13 protein-coding genes are annotated in these 16,327 nt (G+C 62.9%); 6 read left to right on the top strand and 7 right to left on the bottom strand.

What is annotated here, in order from left to right; all coding sequences use genetic code 11:
- Positions 1-62: 62 nt before the first annotated feature.
- Genes KGA89_RS08185 through KGA89_RS08175 form a run of 3 tightly spaced genes read left to right on the top strand, consistent with a single transcriptional unit; the run spans position 63 to position 5,271 of the window.
- The gene (locus tag KGA89_RS08185) at positions 63-1,166 is read left to right on the top strand and encodes an efflux RND transporter periplasmic adaptor subunit (protein WP_053161698.1); all 1,104 of its coding nucleotides are present in this window, start codon (positions 63-65) and stop codon (positions 1,164-1,166) included.
- On the top strand, positions 1,163-2,227 hold the full coding sequence (locus KGA89_RS08180; RefSeq protein WP_053161700.1) for an efflux RND transporter periplasmic adaptor subunit: 1,065 nt from the start codon (positions 1,163-1,165) through the stop codon (positions 2,225-2,227). Before KGA89_RS08185 ends, KGA89_RS08180 begins: the two co-directional genes overlap by 4 nt.
- Positions 2,224-5,271: an efflux RND transporter permease subunit gene (locus KGA89_RS08175; RefSeq protein WP_053161701.1), complete on the top strand. Its 3,048-nt coding sequence runs from the start codon at positions 2,224-2,226 to the stop codon at positions 5,269-5,271. Before KGA89_RS08180 ends, KGA89_RS08175 begins: the two co-directional genes overlap by 4 nt.
- Before the next feature lie 220 nt (positions 5,272-5,491).
- Here the strand turns inward: KGA89_RS08175 and KGA89_RS08170 are convergent, their stop codons facing one another.
- Entirely contained in the window at positions 5,492-7,711 is a 2,220-nt protein-coding gene (locus tag KGA89_RS08170) for a heavy metal translocating P-type ATPase (RefSeq protein WP_223471179.1), read from the bottom strand.
- A gap of 86 nt (positions 7,712-7,797) precedes the next feature.
- Between KGA89_RS08170 and cadR the strand changes: the two genes are divergently transcribed.
- Positions 7,798-8,244 (top strand): Cd(II)/Pb(II)-responsive transcriptional regulator, encoded by a 447-nt coding sequence (gene cadR / locus KGA89_RS08165; RefSeq protein WP_003196623.1) that lies wholly within the window; start codon positions 7,798-7,800, stop codon positions 8,242-8,244.
- A gap of 193 nt (positions 8,245-8,437) precedes the next feature.
- Here the strand turns inward: cadR and KGA89_RS08160 are convergent, their stop codons facing one another.
- The 3 genes from KGA89_RS08160 to KGA89_RS08150 all read right to left on the bottom strand — a co-directional run bounded on the left by KGA89_RS08160 (position 8,438) and on the right by KGA89_RS08150 (position 11,119).
- On the bottom strand, positions 8,438-9,409 hold the full coding sequence (locus KGA89_RS08160) for a thymidylate synthase (protein ID WP_223471177.1): 972 nt from the start codon (positions 9,407-9,409) through the stop codon (positions 8,438-8,440).
- Positions 9,410-9,458: 49 nt separating this feature from the next.
- Positions 9,459-10,268: a prolipoprotein diacylglyceryl transferase gene (lgt, locus tag KGA89_RS08155; RefSeq protein WP_003196626.1), complete on the bottom strand. Its 810-nt coding sequence runs from the start codon at positions 10,266-10,268 to the stop codon at positions 9,459-9,461.
- Positions 10,269-10,336: 68 nt separating this feature from the next.
- Positions 10,337-11,119, bottom strand: a complete 783-nt coding sequence (locus KGA89_RS08150) for a sulfite exporter TauE/SafE family protein (RefSeq protein ID WP_223471175.1) — start codon at positions 11,117-11,119, stop codon at positions 10,337-10,339.
- A gap of 196 nt (positions 11,120-11,315) precedes the next feature.
- On the opposite strand from KGA89_RS08150, the gene KGA89_RS08145 reads away from it, so the two are divergent.
- Positions 11,316-12,062 carry an NRDE family protein gene (locus KGA89_RS08145; protein ID WP_223471173.1) on the top strand — a complete coding sequence of 249 codons (747 nt, stop codon included), beginning with the start codon at positions 11,316-11,318 and terminating at the stop codon, positions 12,060-12,062.
- 123 nt (positions 12,063-12,185) lie between these two features.
- Here KGA89_RS08145 and ptsP read toward each other — a convergent pair whose 3' ends face one another.
- A complete protein-coding gene (gene ptsP / locus KGA89_RS08140; RefSeq protein WP_003196632.1) occupies positions 12,186-14,465 on the bottom strand; it encodes a phosphoenolpyruvate--protein phosphotransferase in 2,280 nt (759 codons plus the stop codon).
- 22 nt (positions 14,466-14,487) lie between these two features.
- Entirely contained in the window at positions 14,488-14,967 is a 480-nt protein-coding gene (locus tag KGA89_RS08135) for an RNA pyrophosphohydrolase (protein WP_003186867.1), read from the bottom strand.
- 143 nt (positions 14,968-15,110) lie between these two features.
- On the opposite strand from KGA89_RS08135, the gene KGA89_RS08130 reads away from it, so the two are divergent.
- A complete protein-coding gene (locus KGA89_RS08130) occupies positions 15,111-15,767 on the top strand; it encodes an HAD family hydrolase (protein WP_214511010.1) in 657 nt (218 codons plus the stop codon).
- Between the two features lie 105 nt (positions 15,768-15,872).
- Here the strand turns inward: KGA89_RS08130 and KGA89_RS08125 are convergent, their stop codons facing one another.
- A complete protein-coding gene (locus KGA89_RS08125; protein WP_223471172.1) occupies positions 15,873-16,298 on the bottom strand; it encodes a DUF2269 family protein in 426 nt (141 codons plus the stop codon).
- Positions 16,299-16,327: the final 29 nt, after the last annotated feature.

Below are 16,327 nucleotides of genomic sequence, written 5' to 3'. Positions count from 1 at the left end.
CCCTGTTCTAAGCTCACAGTCGTATCGTCACTGGTACGTCCGTACAGCGCAAAGGAGTCTGCATGGCTGGTCCCCGAATCAAACTGGTAGTTGGCCTGGGCCTCTGTGCGCTGTTGGCCGGATGCGGTGATGACAAGCCTGTGGAAAAAGCCCTGCCACGGGTTTTCGTGCAGCAAGCCGTGCCCAGCGAATACGCCGCTTCTGTGACCCTGACCGGCGATGTCCAGGCACGGGTGCAGGCTGACTTGTCGTTTCGCGTGGGTGGCAAGATCATCGAACGCAAGGTCGATGTCGGCGCCCGGGTCTCGGCCCGGCAAGTGCTGGCCCGGCTCGATCCTCGGGACCTGCAGACCAACGTCGACTCCGCCGAGGCCCAGGTGGCCGCCGAGCAGGCGCGGGTCAAGCAGAGTGCGGCGGCGTTCGTGCGCCAGCAGAAACTCTTGCCCAAGGGCTACACCAGCCAGAGCGAATACGACGCCGCCCAGGCTCAACTGCGCAGCAGCCAAAGTGCGCTGACCGCTGCCCAGGCCCAACTAGCCAACGCCCGCGAACAACTGAGCTACACCGCACTGATTGCCGAGGCCCCGGGCATCATCACCGCGCGCCAGGCGGAAGTCGGGCAGGTGGTGCAGGCCACGGAGCCGATCTTCAGCCTGGCCCGGGATGGCGAACGTGACGCGGTGTTCAACATCTACGAATCGCTGTTGAGCGAACCGCCGTCGGACCCTGCGATCACCATCAGTCTGCTGGATAACCCGGCCATCAAGACCACCGGCACGGTGCGCGAGATCACCCCGGCGGTGTCTGCCCAGACCGGCACCGTGCAGGTCAAGGTCACCCTCGATGATTTACCCGAAGGCATGCACCTGGGCTCGGTGGTCAGTGCCACGGCCAAATCCGCCGGCAAGACCGCCTTCGAGCTGCCCTGGTCGGCCCTGACCAAGAACCTCAGCGACCCGGCCGTGTGGCTGGTGGACGGTGAGGGCAAGGCGCAGTTGCAGACGGTGACCGTCGGCCGTTACCTGACCGGCAAAGTCATCATCAGCGATGGCCTCAAGGGCGGTGAGAAAATCATCACCGCAGGCGGGCAATTGCTACACCCCGGCGTACGCGTCGAGATCGCTGAAAACACCTCTGAAAAAAACCGGCCGGGAGCCCAGCCATGAAGCGTTTATGGATGGTCTCGGCCGGCCTCTTGCTGGCCGCCTGCTCCAAGGAAGAAGCACCACCCGAACCGGTGCGCCCGGTGTTGTCCGTTGAAGTCAGGGCCCTCGACCAGCAGGCGCTTGGGCGGTTCGCCGGGAATATCCAGGCGCGCTACGAGAGCGACGTGGGTTTCCGCGTGCCAGGACGGATCGCCAGCCGTAATGTCGACGTCGGCGCGGAGGTGAAGAAGGGCGACCTGCTTGCCACGCTCGACCCTACCGACCAGCAGAACCAGTTGCGCGCCGCCCAGGGCGATCTGGCGCGGATCGAGGCGCAGTACATCAATGCCCAGGCCAATGCCCGCCGCCAGCAGCAATTGTTCGACCGTGGCGTCGGTGCCCAGGCGCAGTTGGACATCGCCCAGACCGATTTGAAAACCACTGGCGCTTCCCTTGAACAGGCCCGGGCTTCGGTGGAACAGGCCCGCGACCAGCTCAACTACAGCGAGCTGCACACCGACCACGATGCCGTCGTCACGGCCTGGAATGCCGAAGCCGGGCAGGTTGTCACCGCCGGCCAGCAAGTGGTGACCCTGGCCCGCCCGGACATCAAGGAGGCAGTGATCGACCTGCCGGCCGGTCTGGTCGAGCGCCTGCCCGCGGACGTGGTGTTCGAGGTCGCCGCGCAATTGGACCCGAGCATCCATACCACCGCCACCGTGCGCGAGATCGAACCCCAGGCCCAGAGCGCCACCCGCACCCGCCGCGCGCGCCTGACATTGGCCGATACGCCGCCAGGCTTTCGCCTGGGCACGGCCATCAGCGTGACCCTGAGCTCGACCATCGAACCGCGCATCGAGCTTCCACTCAGCGCGTTGCAAGAGATCGACGGCAAGGCGCGGATCTGGCTGGTCGACCCGCACAGCCAGACCGTCTCGCCCCGTGACGTGCGGATTCTCGAACGTTCGGCCAGCTCCGTGCTGGTGGCCAACGGCATCAAGGCCGGCGATCGCGTGGTCAGCGCCGGGGTGAACAGTCTCCAGCCGGGGCAGAAAGTGAAACTCGACGAGGAAGCACGATGAAAGGGCCTTTCAATCTGTCCGAATGGGCCCTGCGGCATCAGTCGTTCGTCTGGTACCTGATGTTCGTGGCATTGTTGATGGGCGTGTTTTCGTACATGAACCTGGGGCGCGAAGAAGACCCATCGTTCACCATCAAGACCATGGTCATCCAGACCCGTTGGCCTGGCGCGACCCAGGAAGAAACCCTCAGGCAGGTCACCGATCGCATCGAGAAAAAACTCGAAGAGCTCGATTCCCTCGACTACGTCAAAAGCTACACCCGACCGGGAGAATCGACGGTGTTCGTGTACCTGCTCGACACCACCGGGGCCAAGGAAATCCCCGAGATCTGGTACCAGGTGCGCAAGAAGATCAACGACATTCGCGGCGATTTTCCTGACGGCCTGCAAGGGCCCGGGTTCAACGACGAGTTCGGCGATGTTTACGGTTCGGTGTACGCCTTCACTGGCGACGGCCTGTCGATGCGCCAGTTGCGCGACTACGTCGAACAGGTGCGCGCCGAGATCCATGACGTCCCGGGCCTGGGCAAGGTCGAGATGGTGGGTGAGCAGGACGAAGTGCTCTACCTGAACTTTTCCACGCGCAAACTCGCCGCCCTGGGGATCGACCAGCGCCAAGTCGTGCAAAGCCTGCAAACCCAGAACGCCGTGACCCCGGCCGGGGTCATCGACGCCGGGCCCGAGCGGATTTCCGTGCGCACGTCCGGGCAGTTCCAGTCGGAAAAAGACCTGGCCAACGTCAACCTGCGGCTCAATGACCGCTTCTATCGGCTGGCCGACATCGCCGACATCAGCCGCGGTTACGTCGACCCCGCCACACCGATGTTCCGTTTCAACGGCACGCCGGCCATCGGCCTCGCCATCGCAATGAAGAAGGGCGGCAACATCCAGGATTTCGGCAAGGCGTTGCATGCGCGCATGAGCGAGCTGACCGCTGACCTGCCGGTAGGCGTTGGCGTGCATACCGTGTCGGACCAGGCCGAAGTGGTGGAAGAGGCGGTCGGCGGCTTCACCAGTGCCTTGTTCGAGGCGGTGATCATCGTCCTGGTCGTCAGCTTCGTCAGCCTCGGCGTCCGGGCCGGACTGGTGGTGGCCTGCTCGATTCCGCTGGTGCTGGCGATGGTCTTCCTGTTCATGGAATACAGCGGCATCACCATGCAGCGGATTTCCCTCGGTGCGTTGATTATCGCCCTCGGCCTGCTGGTGGACGACGCGATGATCACCGTGGAAATGATGGTCACGCGCCTGGAAAAAGGCGACAGCAAGGACCAGGCCGCGACGTTCGCCTATACCTCGACAGCGTTCCCGATGCTCACCGGGACCCTGGTGACCGTGGCCGGTTTCGTGCCCATCGGCCTGAACGCCAGTTCCGCCGGTGAGTACACCTTCACCCTGTTCGCGGTCATCGCCGTGGCGATGCTGGTGTCATGGATCGTCGCGGTGTTGTTTGCCCCGGTGATCGGCGTGCACATCCTCAGCACCAACGTGAAACCCCACAGCGCCGAGCCGGGGCGGATCGGCCGGGCGTTCAATGGCGGCCTGCTGTGGGCGATGCGCAATCGCTGGTGGGCCATCGGCATTACCGTGCTGCTGTTCGTGCTGTCGGTGTTTTGCATGCGCTTTGTGCAGAACCAATTCTTCCCGTCCTCGGATCGGCCGGAAATCCTGGTGGACCTCAACCTGCCGCAGAACGCCTCGATGGACGAGACCCGCCGGGCGGTCGATCGCCTGGAAGCGACCCTCAAGGGCGACCCGGACATCGAGCGCTGGAGCACCTACATCGGCGAAGGCGCGATTCGCTTTTACCTGCCGCTGGACCAGCAACTGCAGAACCCGTACTACGCGCAACTGGTGATTGTCAGCAAGGGCCTGGAGTCGCGCACGGCGCTCACCGAGCGCCTGCAAAAGCGTCTGCGTGAGGATTTCGTCGGGATTGGCAGCTACGTGCAGGCCCTGGAAATGGGTCCTCCGGTGGGCCGGCCGATCCAGTACCGGGTCAGCGGCAAGGACATCGACCAGGTGCGCAAGCATGCGATCGAACTGGCCACCGAGCTGGACAAGAACTCGCACATTGGCGAAATCATTTACGACTGGAACGAACCGGGCAAGGTGCTGCGCATCGACATCGCCCAGGACAAGGCGCGGCAGCTGGGCTTGTCTTCCGATGATGTGGCCAGGCTGATGAACAGCATCGTCAGCGGCTCGCCCGTGACCCAGGTCAACGACGATATTTACCTGATCGACGTGGTCGGCCGTGCCGAAGATGCCGAGCGTGGTTCGCCGGAAACCCTGCAGAACCTGCAAATCGTCACCCCGGGCGGCATTTCGATTCCGTTGCTGGCGTTCGCCACGGTGCGCTATGAACTGGAGCAACCCTTGGTGTGGCGTCGTGACCGCAAGCCGACCATCACCATCAAGGCTGCCGTGCGCGACGAGATCCAGCCCACCGACCTGGTCAAGCAATTGCAACCGGCCATCGACAAGTTCGCTGCCGGCCTGCCAGTGGGCTACAAGGTCGCCACGGGCGGTACGGTGGAAGAGAGCAGCAAGGCCCAAGGGCCGATCGCCAGTGTCGTGCCGTTGATGCTGTTCTTGATGGCGACCTTCTTGATGATCCAGCTGCATAGCGTGCAGAAACTGTTCCTGGTGGCGAGCGTCGCGCCTCTCGGATTGATCGGCGTGGTGCTGGCGCTGGTGCCGACGGGCACGCCCATGGGCTTCGTGGCGATCCTGGGGATCCTCGCGTTGATTGGCATCATTATCCGTAACTCGGTGATCCTGGTGACCCAGATCGATGAATACGAACGTGACGGCTACGAGCCCTGGGATGCCGTGGTGGAAGCCACCGAGCACCGACGCCGACCGATCCTGCTCACGGCGGCTGCGGCGAGCCTGGGGATGATCCCGATCGCCCGGGAAGTGTTCTGGGGGCCGATGGCCTATGCGATGATCGGCGGGATCATCATCGCGACGCTACTGACGCTGCTGTTCCTGCCGGCGCTGTATGTGGCCTGGTACAAGATCCGCGAGCCGAAGCGCGATTGAGTTGGCGTTAAATCATGGGGGCTGCTGTGCAGCCCATCGCGAGCAAGCTTTGCTCCCACAGCAGATATGTGGTGATTCAAGTTCTGTCTTCACAAAGATCCAACTGTGGGAGCAAGCTTTGCTCCCACAGCAGATCCGTGGTGAATTCAGATTCTGTATTCGCAAAGATCTGTGGGAGCAAAGCTTGCTCGCGAGGCGTCCTTTCAGCCCCCTGAGCGCTTCATTTGCGCAACAACCGCAGCCCATTGAACACCACCAGCAAACTCACCCCCATGTCGGCGAACACCGCCATCCACATGGTGGCGAACCCGGCGAAGGTGAACCCGAGGAAGATCGCCTTGATCACCAACGCCAAGGCAATGTTCTGTTTCAGGATGCTTGAAGTCTGCCGCGACAGGCGAATGAAAGCCGGGATCTTGCGCAGATCATCGTCCATCAAGGCAACATCGGCGGTTTCGATGGCCGTGTCGGTGCCGGCCGCCGCCATGGCGAAACCGATTTCCGAACGGGCCAGGGCCGGGGCGTCGTTGATGCCGTCGCCGACCATGCCGACGCGGTGACCCTGGGCGTACAACGCTTCGATGGCTTGCAGCTTGTCTTCGGGCAGCAGGTCGCCCCGAGCCTGGTCCATGCCTACCTGCGCGGCAATCGCGTCGGCGGTGTGGGCGTTGTCGCCAGTGAGCATCAGGGTCTTGATGCCCAGGTCATGCAGTTGCCGGATGGCTTCGCGGCTGGAGTCCTTCACGGTGTCGGCCACGGCAAACAGCGCCAAGGGGCGTGTAGCGTCGAGCAGCAGCACCACGGACTTTCCTTGTTTTTCCAGGGCGAAGAGTTTCTCTTCCAGTTCGGGGGAGCACAGGCCGAGGTCTTCCACGAGGCGGTGATTGCCCAGGTGATAAGTCTGCCCGCCGATGTCGCCGCGCACGCCGCGCCCGGCAAGCGCCTCAAAGTTATCCACAACCTGCTGTGTCAGTGGTTTATCCACAGCCGCGTTGGCAATCGCCCGGGAAACCGGGTGGTCGGAGCGGGCAGCGAGGCTGGCGGCCAGGGCCGGAGCGGTGGTTTCCACGCTCGGGTCCAGCGCCACATAGTCGGTTTGCACCGGCTTGCCGTGGGTGATCGTGCCGGTCTTGTCCAAGGCCAGGTAGTCGAGCTTGTAGCCGCCCTCCAGGTACACGCCGCCCTTGACCAGGATGCCTTTGCGCGCAGCGGCGGCGAGGCCGCTGACGATGGTCACGGGGGTGGAAATCACCAGTGCGCACGGGCAAGCGACCACCAGCAGCACCAGCGCCCGGTAGATCCAGTCGAACCACGCCGCGCCCATGAACAGCGGTGGGATGATGGCTACAGCCAGGGCCAGGACAAACACCGCCGGGGTGTAGATTTTCGAGAACTGGTCGACGAAGCGCTGGGTCGGCGCGCGGGAGCCCTGGGCCTGTTCCACGGCGTGGATGATTCGCGCCAGGGTGGAGTGGTCGGCCGCCGCGGTCACGGTGTATTCCAATTCGCCGGCCTGGTTGATGGTGCCGGCAAATACCTTGTCGCCGATGGTTTTTTCCACCGGCAGGCTCTCGCCCGTGATCGGTGCCTGGTCAATGGTCGAACGACCGGCGACCACGTCGCCGTCCAGGCCAACCCTTTCGCCCGGGCGAACCCGTACCCGCGCACCGAGGGCGATGACTTTTACGTCTTGCGCCTGCCAGCTGCCATCGGCCTGTTGCACGGTGGCCTGTTCCGGGGCCATCTGCATCAGGCCACTGATGGCGTTGCGCGCCCGATCGAGGGATTTGGCTTCGATCAGCTCGGCCACGGTGAACAGGAACATCACCATCGCCGCTTCCGGCCATTGGCCGATCAGCACGGCGCCGGTCACGGCGATGCTCATCAGGGCATTGATGTTCAGATTGCGGTTCTTCAGGGCGATCCAACCCTTCTTGTAGGTACCCAGGCCACCGCTGAGGATCGACACCGACGCCACCAGCGCGACCACCCAGTTTGGCGCGGCGTTGGTGAAGTGGATCAACTCGGCACCCAGGGCCGTCACGCCGGACAGCGCCAGCGGCCACCAGGGCTTGGCCGGGGCGGGCAAGTCAGGGTTGGCTTTCTCTTTGCCTGGCGTCATCGGCTCGGCCTGCATCCCTAAGGATTCGATGGCCTTGATGATGGGCGCGTCGCTAGGCAAATCATGGGTCACGCCCAGCACGCGGTTGATCAGGTTGAAGTCCAGTTGCTGCACGCCTTCGAGCTTGCCGAGCTTGTTCTGGATCAGCGTCTGTTCGGTGGGGCAGTCCATGGCTTCGATGCGGAAACTGCTCAGCCGCGCACCGTCCGTCGGCGTTTTGTCGAGGATGACCTGCGACGGGACTGCTTTCGATGCGCAGCAGGAATGCCCGTGGTCATGGCCGTGGTCGGGTTTGTGGATGTGAAGGGAATCGCTCATCGGGTGACGTCCGTGAAAAGTGTCTGTTGCGCAGTAAAGACCCTGTAGCCACTATAGGGTCAAGCACCTATTTGGGAGGCCGCAGCATGAAGATCGGGGAACTGGCGAAAATCACCGACTGCCAGGTCGAAACCATCCGTTACTACGAGCGCGAAGGCTTGCTGCCGGAACCGGCCCGTAGCGACGGCAATTACCGCGTCTACACCCAGGCCCATGCCGAGCGGCTGACGTTCATCCGCAATTGCCGGACCCTGGACATGACCCTGGAAGAAATCCGCAGCCTCCTGGCCCTGCGTGACAGCCCCCAGGACCAGTGCGAAAGCGTCAACGCGCTGATCGACGAACACATCCAACACGTCAAGGCCCGCATCGACGGCCTGCTGGCGTTGCAGACGCAACTGATCGACCTACGCCATCGCTGCGGTGAAGGGCCGGACCTGGATCAATGCGGGATCTTGCAGCGGTTGGAAGTCAGTGGAGCGGTGGCGCCGGAGGTGGAGCATTCGCATGTGGGGCGCAGCCACGGGCATTGAGCCCTTGCCGCCAATTCGAGTACACAGAGCCGCCTATGAGCGAGCCTGTGGGAGCAAAGCTTGGTGCGATCCTGTGGGAGCAAAGCTTGCTCGCGATGAACGATAACGCGATCTTCTGACGGATCGAGGCGTTTCCATCGCGAGCAAGCTTTGCTCCCACAGGCCCGTCCACAGGAGTGATGGTGGGATTCTTTTAGACCGCCATCGGCGCGGTCATCGGCGCGTGGTGCTGGTAGCCTTCGAGGGAGAAGTCGCTCGGTTCCACCAGCTCCAGCCACTCAGGCTGGTACACACCGGTCTTGGCGAATTCCGGCACACGCTCGGAAATCACCAGCTTGGGCATCGGGAACGGCTCGCGCGTGAGCTGTTCGTTGAGCATGTCCAAGTGGTTTTCGTAGACGTGGGCATCGCCGATGAAATAGGTGAACCAGCGCGGTGTATAGCCGGTCAGGCGACCGATCAGGCTCAGCAGCGCGGCGCCTTCGGTGAGGTTGAACGGCGTGCCCAGGCCCAGGTCGTTGGAGCGGATATAGAGGGTCAGGGAGATTTCCCTGGTCTCGACATTCGGGTGGAACTGGTAGAGCAGGTGGCACGGCGGCAGGGCCATCTCATCGAGCTGGGCGCAGTTCCAGCCGTGGAACAGGATGCGCCGGCTGCCCGGGTCCTTGATGATGGTGTCGACACACTGGCGAACCTGGTCGATAGCCTTGTACAGCACTACGTAGGCCTGGCCGTTTTCTTCGCCTTCGGCGATCTTCCGGTAACCCTGGGCCAGGGTCTGCTCGATGGCCGCCGGGTTGCTCAGGGGGATCTGTTTGTAGGCCGGCCACTTGCGCCATTGCACGCCATAGATCTCGCCCAGGTCGTCTTCGCCCTGGCGGAACGGGTTGGCCAGCCACTGGGCGTTTTCGTTGGCGTTCTGGTCCCAGACCTTGCAGCCCAGGGCGCGGAATTCGGCGGCATTGTTCACGCCGCGCAGGAAGCCGCACATCTCGCCGATGGCCGATTTGAAGGCCATCTTGCGGGTGGTGATGGCTGGGAAGCCGTCTTTCAAGTCATAGCGCAGCATGGCGCCGGGGAAGCTGATGGTGTTCACACCGGTGCGGTTGGCTTGCTTGGTGCCGTTCTTGATGACGTGGGCCACCAGATCGAGATATTGCTTCATGGGTTACCTGTGTCCTTGAACCCGGGGCCAGCGCCCCGGGGTTCGAATTTTAAACCTTGGCCGCCGCAGCCGGCGCACGATGATAAGCCAGCCAGATCAGCGCCAGGCCGCCGACGATCATCGGCAGGCACAGCACCTGGCCCATGGTCAGCCAGTTCCACGCCAGATAGCCGAGCTGGGCGTCCGGTACGCGGACGAATTCAACGATGAAACGGAAGATCCCGTAGAACAGCGCAAACATGCCCGACACCGCCATGGTTGGCCGTGGCTTGCGCGAGAACAGCCAGAGGATCAGGAACAGTGCCACGCCTTCGAGGGCGAACTGATACAGCTGCGACGGGTGGCGCGGCAGCTGCGCCGGATCGCTGAACGGCGGAAAGATCATCGCCCACGGCACGTCGGTCGGCTTGCCCCACAATTCGGCATTGATGAAGTTGCCGATGCGCCCGGCGCCCAGGCCGATCGGCACCATCGGCGCGACGAAGTCCATCAGCTCGAAAAACGATTTGTTGTTGCGCTTGCCGAACCACAACGCCGCCAGCATCACGCCGATGAACCCACCGTGGAACGACATGCCACCCTTCCAGACCTCGAAGATCAGCGTCGGGTTGGCCAGGTACGCACTCAGGTCGTAGAACAGCACGTAGCCCAGGCGCCCGCCGACGATCACGCCCATGGACAGCCAGAACACCAGGTCGGAGAGCTTTTCCTTGTTCCAGGTCGGGTCGAAACGGTTGAGCCGACGCGACGCCAGCAACCAGGCGCCGCCGATGCCGACCAGGTACATCAGGCCGTACCAGTGGATTTTCAGCGGGCCGATGGCCAGGGCCACCGGATCGATCTGCGGGTAAGGCAGCATTGATATTCCTCGTAAACGTCAAAAATACCCGGGCGACGCTGCCACCTCGGGATTAAGCCAGGATTGCGTCAGAGCAGGAAACTCAAGCCGACGCAGAATAGCAGGGCGGCGAACAGCCGCTTGAGCAAGCGCGGCGACAGGCGATGGGCCAGCCGCGCACCGAAGCGGGCGAAGACCATGCTGGTCAGGGCGATGCCCAGCAGCGCCGGCAAATACACAAAACCGAGACTATGGGCCGGCAGCAGCGGATCGTGCCAGCCCAGAATCATGAAACTTAAAGCACTGACCACGGCGATGGGCAGTCCGCAGGCCGATGAGGTTGCGACCGCTTGCTGCATCGGCACGCTGCGCCAGGTCAGGAACGGCACGGTCAGCGAACCGCCACCGATGCCGAAAATCGCCGAGGCCCAGCCGATCACCGTGCCGGCCAGGGTCAGTCCGGCCTTGCCCGGTACGCTGCGACTGGCGTTGGGCTTGAAGTCCAGGGCCAGTTGCACGGCAACGATCAGGGCGAACACGCCGATGATCTTTTGCAGGTGCGGGCCGGAAATCGCTTCGGCGGTGATCGCGCCGAATCCGGCACCGATCAGGATCCCGACGGTCATCCAGGCGAAAATCGGCCAGCGCACCGCGCCTTTGCGCTGGTGCTCACGCACGGCATTGACCGAGGTGAAGATGATTGATGCCAGCGAGGTGCCGACGGCCAGGTGCGTCAACACCTGCGGGTCGAAGCCCTGCAGGGTGAAACTGAACACCAGCACCGGGACGATGATGATCCCGCCCCCCACGCCGAACAACCCGGCCAACACGCCGGCGCAGGCGCCGAGCAGCAGATAGAGCACAAATTCCACCAGCGTCTCCCCACCCATCCCCGAAATAAGAGCGGCATGGTAACGGATCCATGGTCCCTGGCTCCACTGAAGGCGATGGATGCATGATGGATGTGTGAGTAGAGTGGCTAATGATCGCTGTCCCTGTGGCGAGGGGATAAATCCCCTCGCCACAAAAGCGGTGTCGTTCAGCTTCATTTTTAAACAGGACAACCTGATGTGCCTGATCGTATTTGCCTGGCGACCCGGCCATGCCCGGCCGCTGATCGTGGCGGCCAACCGCGACGAGTTCTATGCCCGGCCGACCTTGCCCGTGGCCCAGTGGCCTGATGCGCCCCATGTGCATGCCGGGCGCGACCTGGAGGCCGGCGGCACCTGGCTCGGCATTGGCGCCGAGGGGCGCTTTGCGGCGCTGACCAACATCCGTGACCCGGGCCAGTTGCCGGCATTCAAGTCGCGTGGCGAACTGGTGGCGCGGTTTCTGACCGGAAATCTGTCGATTGCCGAGTATTTGAGCGAAATCGTGCCCCGCGCCAGCGAGTATGGTGGGTTCAACCTGCTGCTCGGCGATGGCGTCGAGCTCTGGCACCACAACGCCCGCGATGCCCAGCCGCAGCGGGTGGGCGAGGGGCTCTATGGCTTGTCGAACGCTGGGCTGAACACGCCCTGGCCCAAGTTGCTCAAGGCCCGCGCGGCGCTGGGCGAAGTGCTGGACGATCCGCGGCCCGAGGCACTGCTTACGCTGTTGAACGACCCGCAACCTGCTTCGGTGGCTGAGCTGCCTGATACGGGGGTGGGAGTGGCGACCGAGATGCTGCTATCGAGTGTGTTCATCGCCAGCCCGGCCTACGGGACGCGGGCCAGTACGGCGCTGATTGTCCATGCCGACGGGACGCGGCAGATGGTCGAGCGCAGTTTCGGGCCGCATGGGGGGCATTTGGGGGAGGTGGAAGTCAGGGTTTAGTTTTTGCTGTGTGATTGCCGGCCTCATCGCGAGCAAGCTCGCTCCCACAGTGGATCTTCAGTGAACACATATTTTGTGAACAACCGAGATCCCCTGTGGGAGCGAGCTTGCTCGCGATAGGGGTCAGAGGGTCTTGTTCGAAGCCGGATTGATCATCCGCGCCAACCCAAGGTTCTTCAGCGCCAGTTGCAAGGAGCTGTGGATTACTTGCGGGTTGTCGATGGTCATCACCTCCGCGAGCAACTCCTGGGCCTTGCTGAGGTTGATCTGGCGCAGCATCCACTTCACTTTCGGCAGGTTGGTGGCGTTCATCGACAAGCTGTCGAACCCCATCGCCATCAGCAGCACTGCCGCCGCCGGGTCGCCGGCCATTTCGCCGCAGATGCTCACCGGCTTGCCTTCGGCATGGGCATCACGCACCACGTTCTGCAAGGCTTGCAGCACCGCCGGGTGCAGGTAGTCGTACAGGTCCGCGACCCGCGGGTTGTTGCGGTCCACGGCCAGCAGATACTGGGTCAGGTCGTTGGAACCCACCGACAGGAAGTCCACCTGCCGCGCCAGTTCCTTGGTCTGGTACACCGCCGCCGGAATCTCGATCATCACGCCCACTGGCGGCATCGGTACATCGGTGCCTTCGTCGCGCACCTCGCCCCAAGCCCGGTGGATCAGGTGCAGGGCTTCTTCCAGTTCATGGGTGCCGGAGATCATCGGCAACAGGATGCGCAGGTTGTTCAGGCCTTCGCTGGCCTTGAGCATGGCGCGGGCCTGGACCAGGAAGATTTCCGGGTGGTCGAGCGTCACGCGAATACCGCGCCAGCCGAGGAACGGGTTGTCTTCCTTGATCGGGAAGTAGGACAGGGACTTGTCGCCGCCGATGTCCAGGCTGCGCATGGTCACCGGTTGCGGGTGGAACGCGGCCAGTTGTTCGCGGTAGATCGCCAGCTGTTCCTTTTCGCTGGGGAAGCGCTGGTTGATCATGAACGGCACTTCGGTGCGGTACAGGCCCACACCTTCGGCGCCACGTTTCTGCGCCCGGGCCACGTCGGCCAGCAGGCCGGTGTTGACCCACAGCGGCATGCGGTGGCCGTCGAGCGTCACGCACGGCAGGTCCCGCAGCGCATCCAGGCCCAGGGACAGTTGCTTTTCTTCCTCGACCACATCGGCAAACTGCTTGCGCAGCACGTCGCTGGGGTTGGTGTAGACCTCGCCGTGGTAGCCATCGACGATCATCTGGATGCCGTCGACCTTGGAGTACGGCAGGTCCACCAGGCCCATCACCGTCGGGATGCCCATGGCCCGGGCCAGGATCGCCACGTGGGAGTTGCCCGAACCCAATACCGAGACCAGCCCCGCCAGCTTGCCTTCGGGCACTTCGCCGAGCATGGCCGGGGTCAGCTCTTCGCTGACCAGGATGGTGTTGTCGGGGTAGACCAGGGTCTGCTGGCGCTCTTGCTGCAAGTAGGCCAGCAACCGGCGGCCAAGGTCCTTGACGTCCGAGGCCCGCTCGCGCAGATAGGCGTCGTCCATCAGTTCGAAACGGTTGACGTGGTCGGTCACCACCTGGCGCAGTGCGCCCTGGGCCCACTGGCCGGTCTTGATGATGGTGGTCACTTCGCTGCCCAGGGAGGCATCGTCGAGCATCATCAGGTAAACGTCGAACAGCGCGCGCTCTTCAGGGCGCAACTGCGTCGCCAGCTTGGCCGACAGGGCGCGCATGTCGGCGCGCACGCCTTCGATGGCGGTCTTGAACAAGCCCAATTCGGCGTCGATATCGGTGATGGTCTTGTCTGGCACCACGTCCAGGTCGGCGGGCGGCAACATGACCACCGCCGTGCCCACCGCCGCGCCCGGTGAACCCGGTACGCCGACGAACTTGGCTTCCTGGATGCCCTTGCCCTGTCGACCCAGGCCGCTGATCGAGCCGGTGGCCTCGGCGTGGGCGATAACCCCGGCCAGTTGTGCGCTCATGGTCACGAGGAAGGCTTCTTCACCCTCATCGAACTGGCGGCGTTCTTTTTGCTGGATGACCAACACGCCGACAACGCGGCGGTGGTGGATGATCGGTGCGCCGAGGAACGAGGCATAGCGCTCTTCGCCGGTTTCGGCAAAGTAGCGGTAGCGCGGGTGATCCGCAGCGTTTTCGAGGTTCAGGGGTTCTTCGCGTGTGCCGACCAGACCGACCAGGCCTTCATTGGGGGCCATGCTGACTTTGCCGATGGAGCGCTTGTTCAAGCCCTCGGTGGCCATCAGCACGAAACGATTGGTCTCGGGATCCAGCAGGTAGACCGAGCAGACCTGGCTGCCCATGGCCTCTTTGACACGCAATACAATAATCCCCAACGCCGCCTTGAGATCCTTGGCGGAGTTAACTTCCTGGACGATCTTGCGCAGCGTATTGAGCATGGCTCGGGGTCGAACTCCGTCGTCAGTCGCGCGTCAGCAGGCGCGGGGCAAGCTCTTTGAGAGCGCGTCGGTACACTTCGCGCTTGAATGTCACCACCTGGCCCAACGGATACCAATAGCTGACCCAGCGCCAGCCATCGAACTCCGGTTTACCGGTCAAATCCATCCGCACCCGCTGCTCGTTGGAGATCAGGCGCAGGAGAAACCATTTCTGCTTCTGGCCGATGCACAGCGGTTGGCTGTGCGTCCTGACCAGGCGTTGCGGCAAACGATAGCGCAACCAGCCTCGGGTGCAGGCGAGTATTTCGACATCTTCTCGCTCAAGCCCCACTTCTTCGTTCAACTCGCGGTACAAGGCCTCTTCCGGCGTCTCCTGGGGGTTGATCCCGCCCTGGGGAAACTGCCAGGCGTCTTGATTGATACGGCGAGCCCATAGCACCTGCCCTGCATCATTCGTAAGAATGATCCCCACATTGGGGCGGAAACCATCGGGGTCGATCACGGCAACAACCTCGCAAACGCATGTCGCCGCATTGTTCCACAAAGGTTGTGAAAGCAGCAACGAGCCCGCCTAGCTTATGTGCACTCTTGTGAAAAGTCCGTATTCTGGACGCCTTTCTTCAGATTTTTCAGCGAGTAACTGCAATGCGGCTGGCTTTATTCGACTTGGACAACACATTGCTGGGCGGCGACAGCGACCACGCGTGGGGCGATTACCTGTGCGAGCGCGGTTTCCTGGACGCTGTGACCTACAAGGCACGCAACGACGAGTTCTACCAGGATTACCTGGCCGGCAAGCTCGACAACGCCGAGTACCTGAATTTTTGCCTGGAAATTCTCGGTCGTACCGAAATGCACGTGCTGGCCCAGTGGCACCTGGACTACATGCGCGACTGCATCGAGCCGATCGTCTTGCCCCAGGCCATAGAATTGCTGGAAAAGCACCGTGACGCCGGCGACAAGCTGGTGATCATCACCGCCACCAACCGCTTTGTCACCGGGCCGATTGCCGAGCGCCTGGGCGTCGAAACCCTGATCGCCACCGAGTGCGAGATGATCGACGGGCGCTACAGCGGGCGCAGCACGGATGTCCCGTGCTTTCGCGAGGGCAAGGTGACCCGGCTGAATCGTTGGCTGGAAGAAACCGGGCATTCGCTCGACGGCAGCTATTTCTACAGCGACTCGATGAATGACTTGGCGCTGCTGGAGGTGGTGACGCATCCGGTGGCGGTGGATCCGGATCCGAACCTTCGGGCCGAGGCCCAGAAGCGGGGTTGGCCGGTGATTTCGTTGCGCGGCTGAAACAGCTATCGCGAGCAAGCTCTCTCCCACAAGGGGTTGTGCGATCGATGCAAATCCCCTGTGGGAGCGAGCTTGCTCGCGATGAAGCCAACCCGGTCCCAGGTCTTAAACCGGCTTGGCCCCCATCAACCCCGCAATGGCGATAAAGCAGACAACGCTGAACAGCGCCAAGGCAAAGGTAAACTTCCCGCTACCTCCCGGCGTCTTGCGCAATTTGTTCAGTCGCACCACCAGCCAGAACCCCGCCAGCGCCGCCACGGTGTAGAGCACGCTGGAAGCCAGCAGCCAGGTCTGCCCCAGCGACCAGCCAACCTGATGCACCATCCACCAGCCCGTGAAGGGCAGGCTTGCCAGTGCCAGGATCATCACCAGCCAGATGAACAGCCGCGGACGTTGCAGCGTGCGCGCCGCCGCCGTGGCATCGCCGTTGCGGCGCGTGCGCCAGACCCAGACGGCCAGCCCCAGGGCACCCGCCAGCAGCAGTACGGTGGCGATGACGTGAGCGATCTTCAGCGCAGTCAATGTTTCCATTGTTGGATTTTCCTCAAGTCTTGCTCACA

Source organism: Pseudomonas sp. A-RE-22, from assembly GCF_019956035.1.
Lineage (GTDB): Bacteria > Pseudomonadota > Gammaproteobacteria > Pseudomonadales > Pseudomonadaceae > Aquipseudomonas > Aquipseudomonas brassicacearum.
Note: the sequence above shows the minus strand (reverse complement) of the source record. Positions and strands in the feature narration are given on the sequence as shown.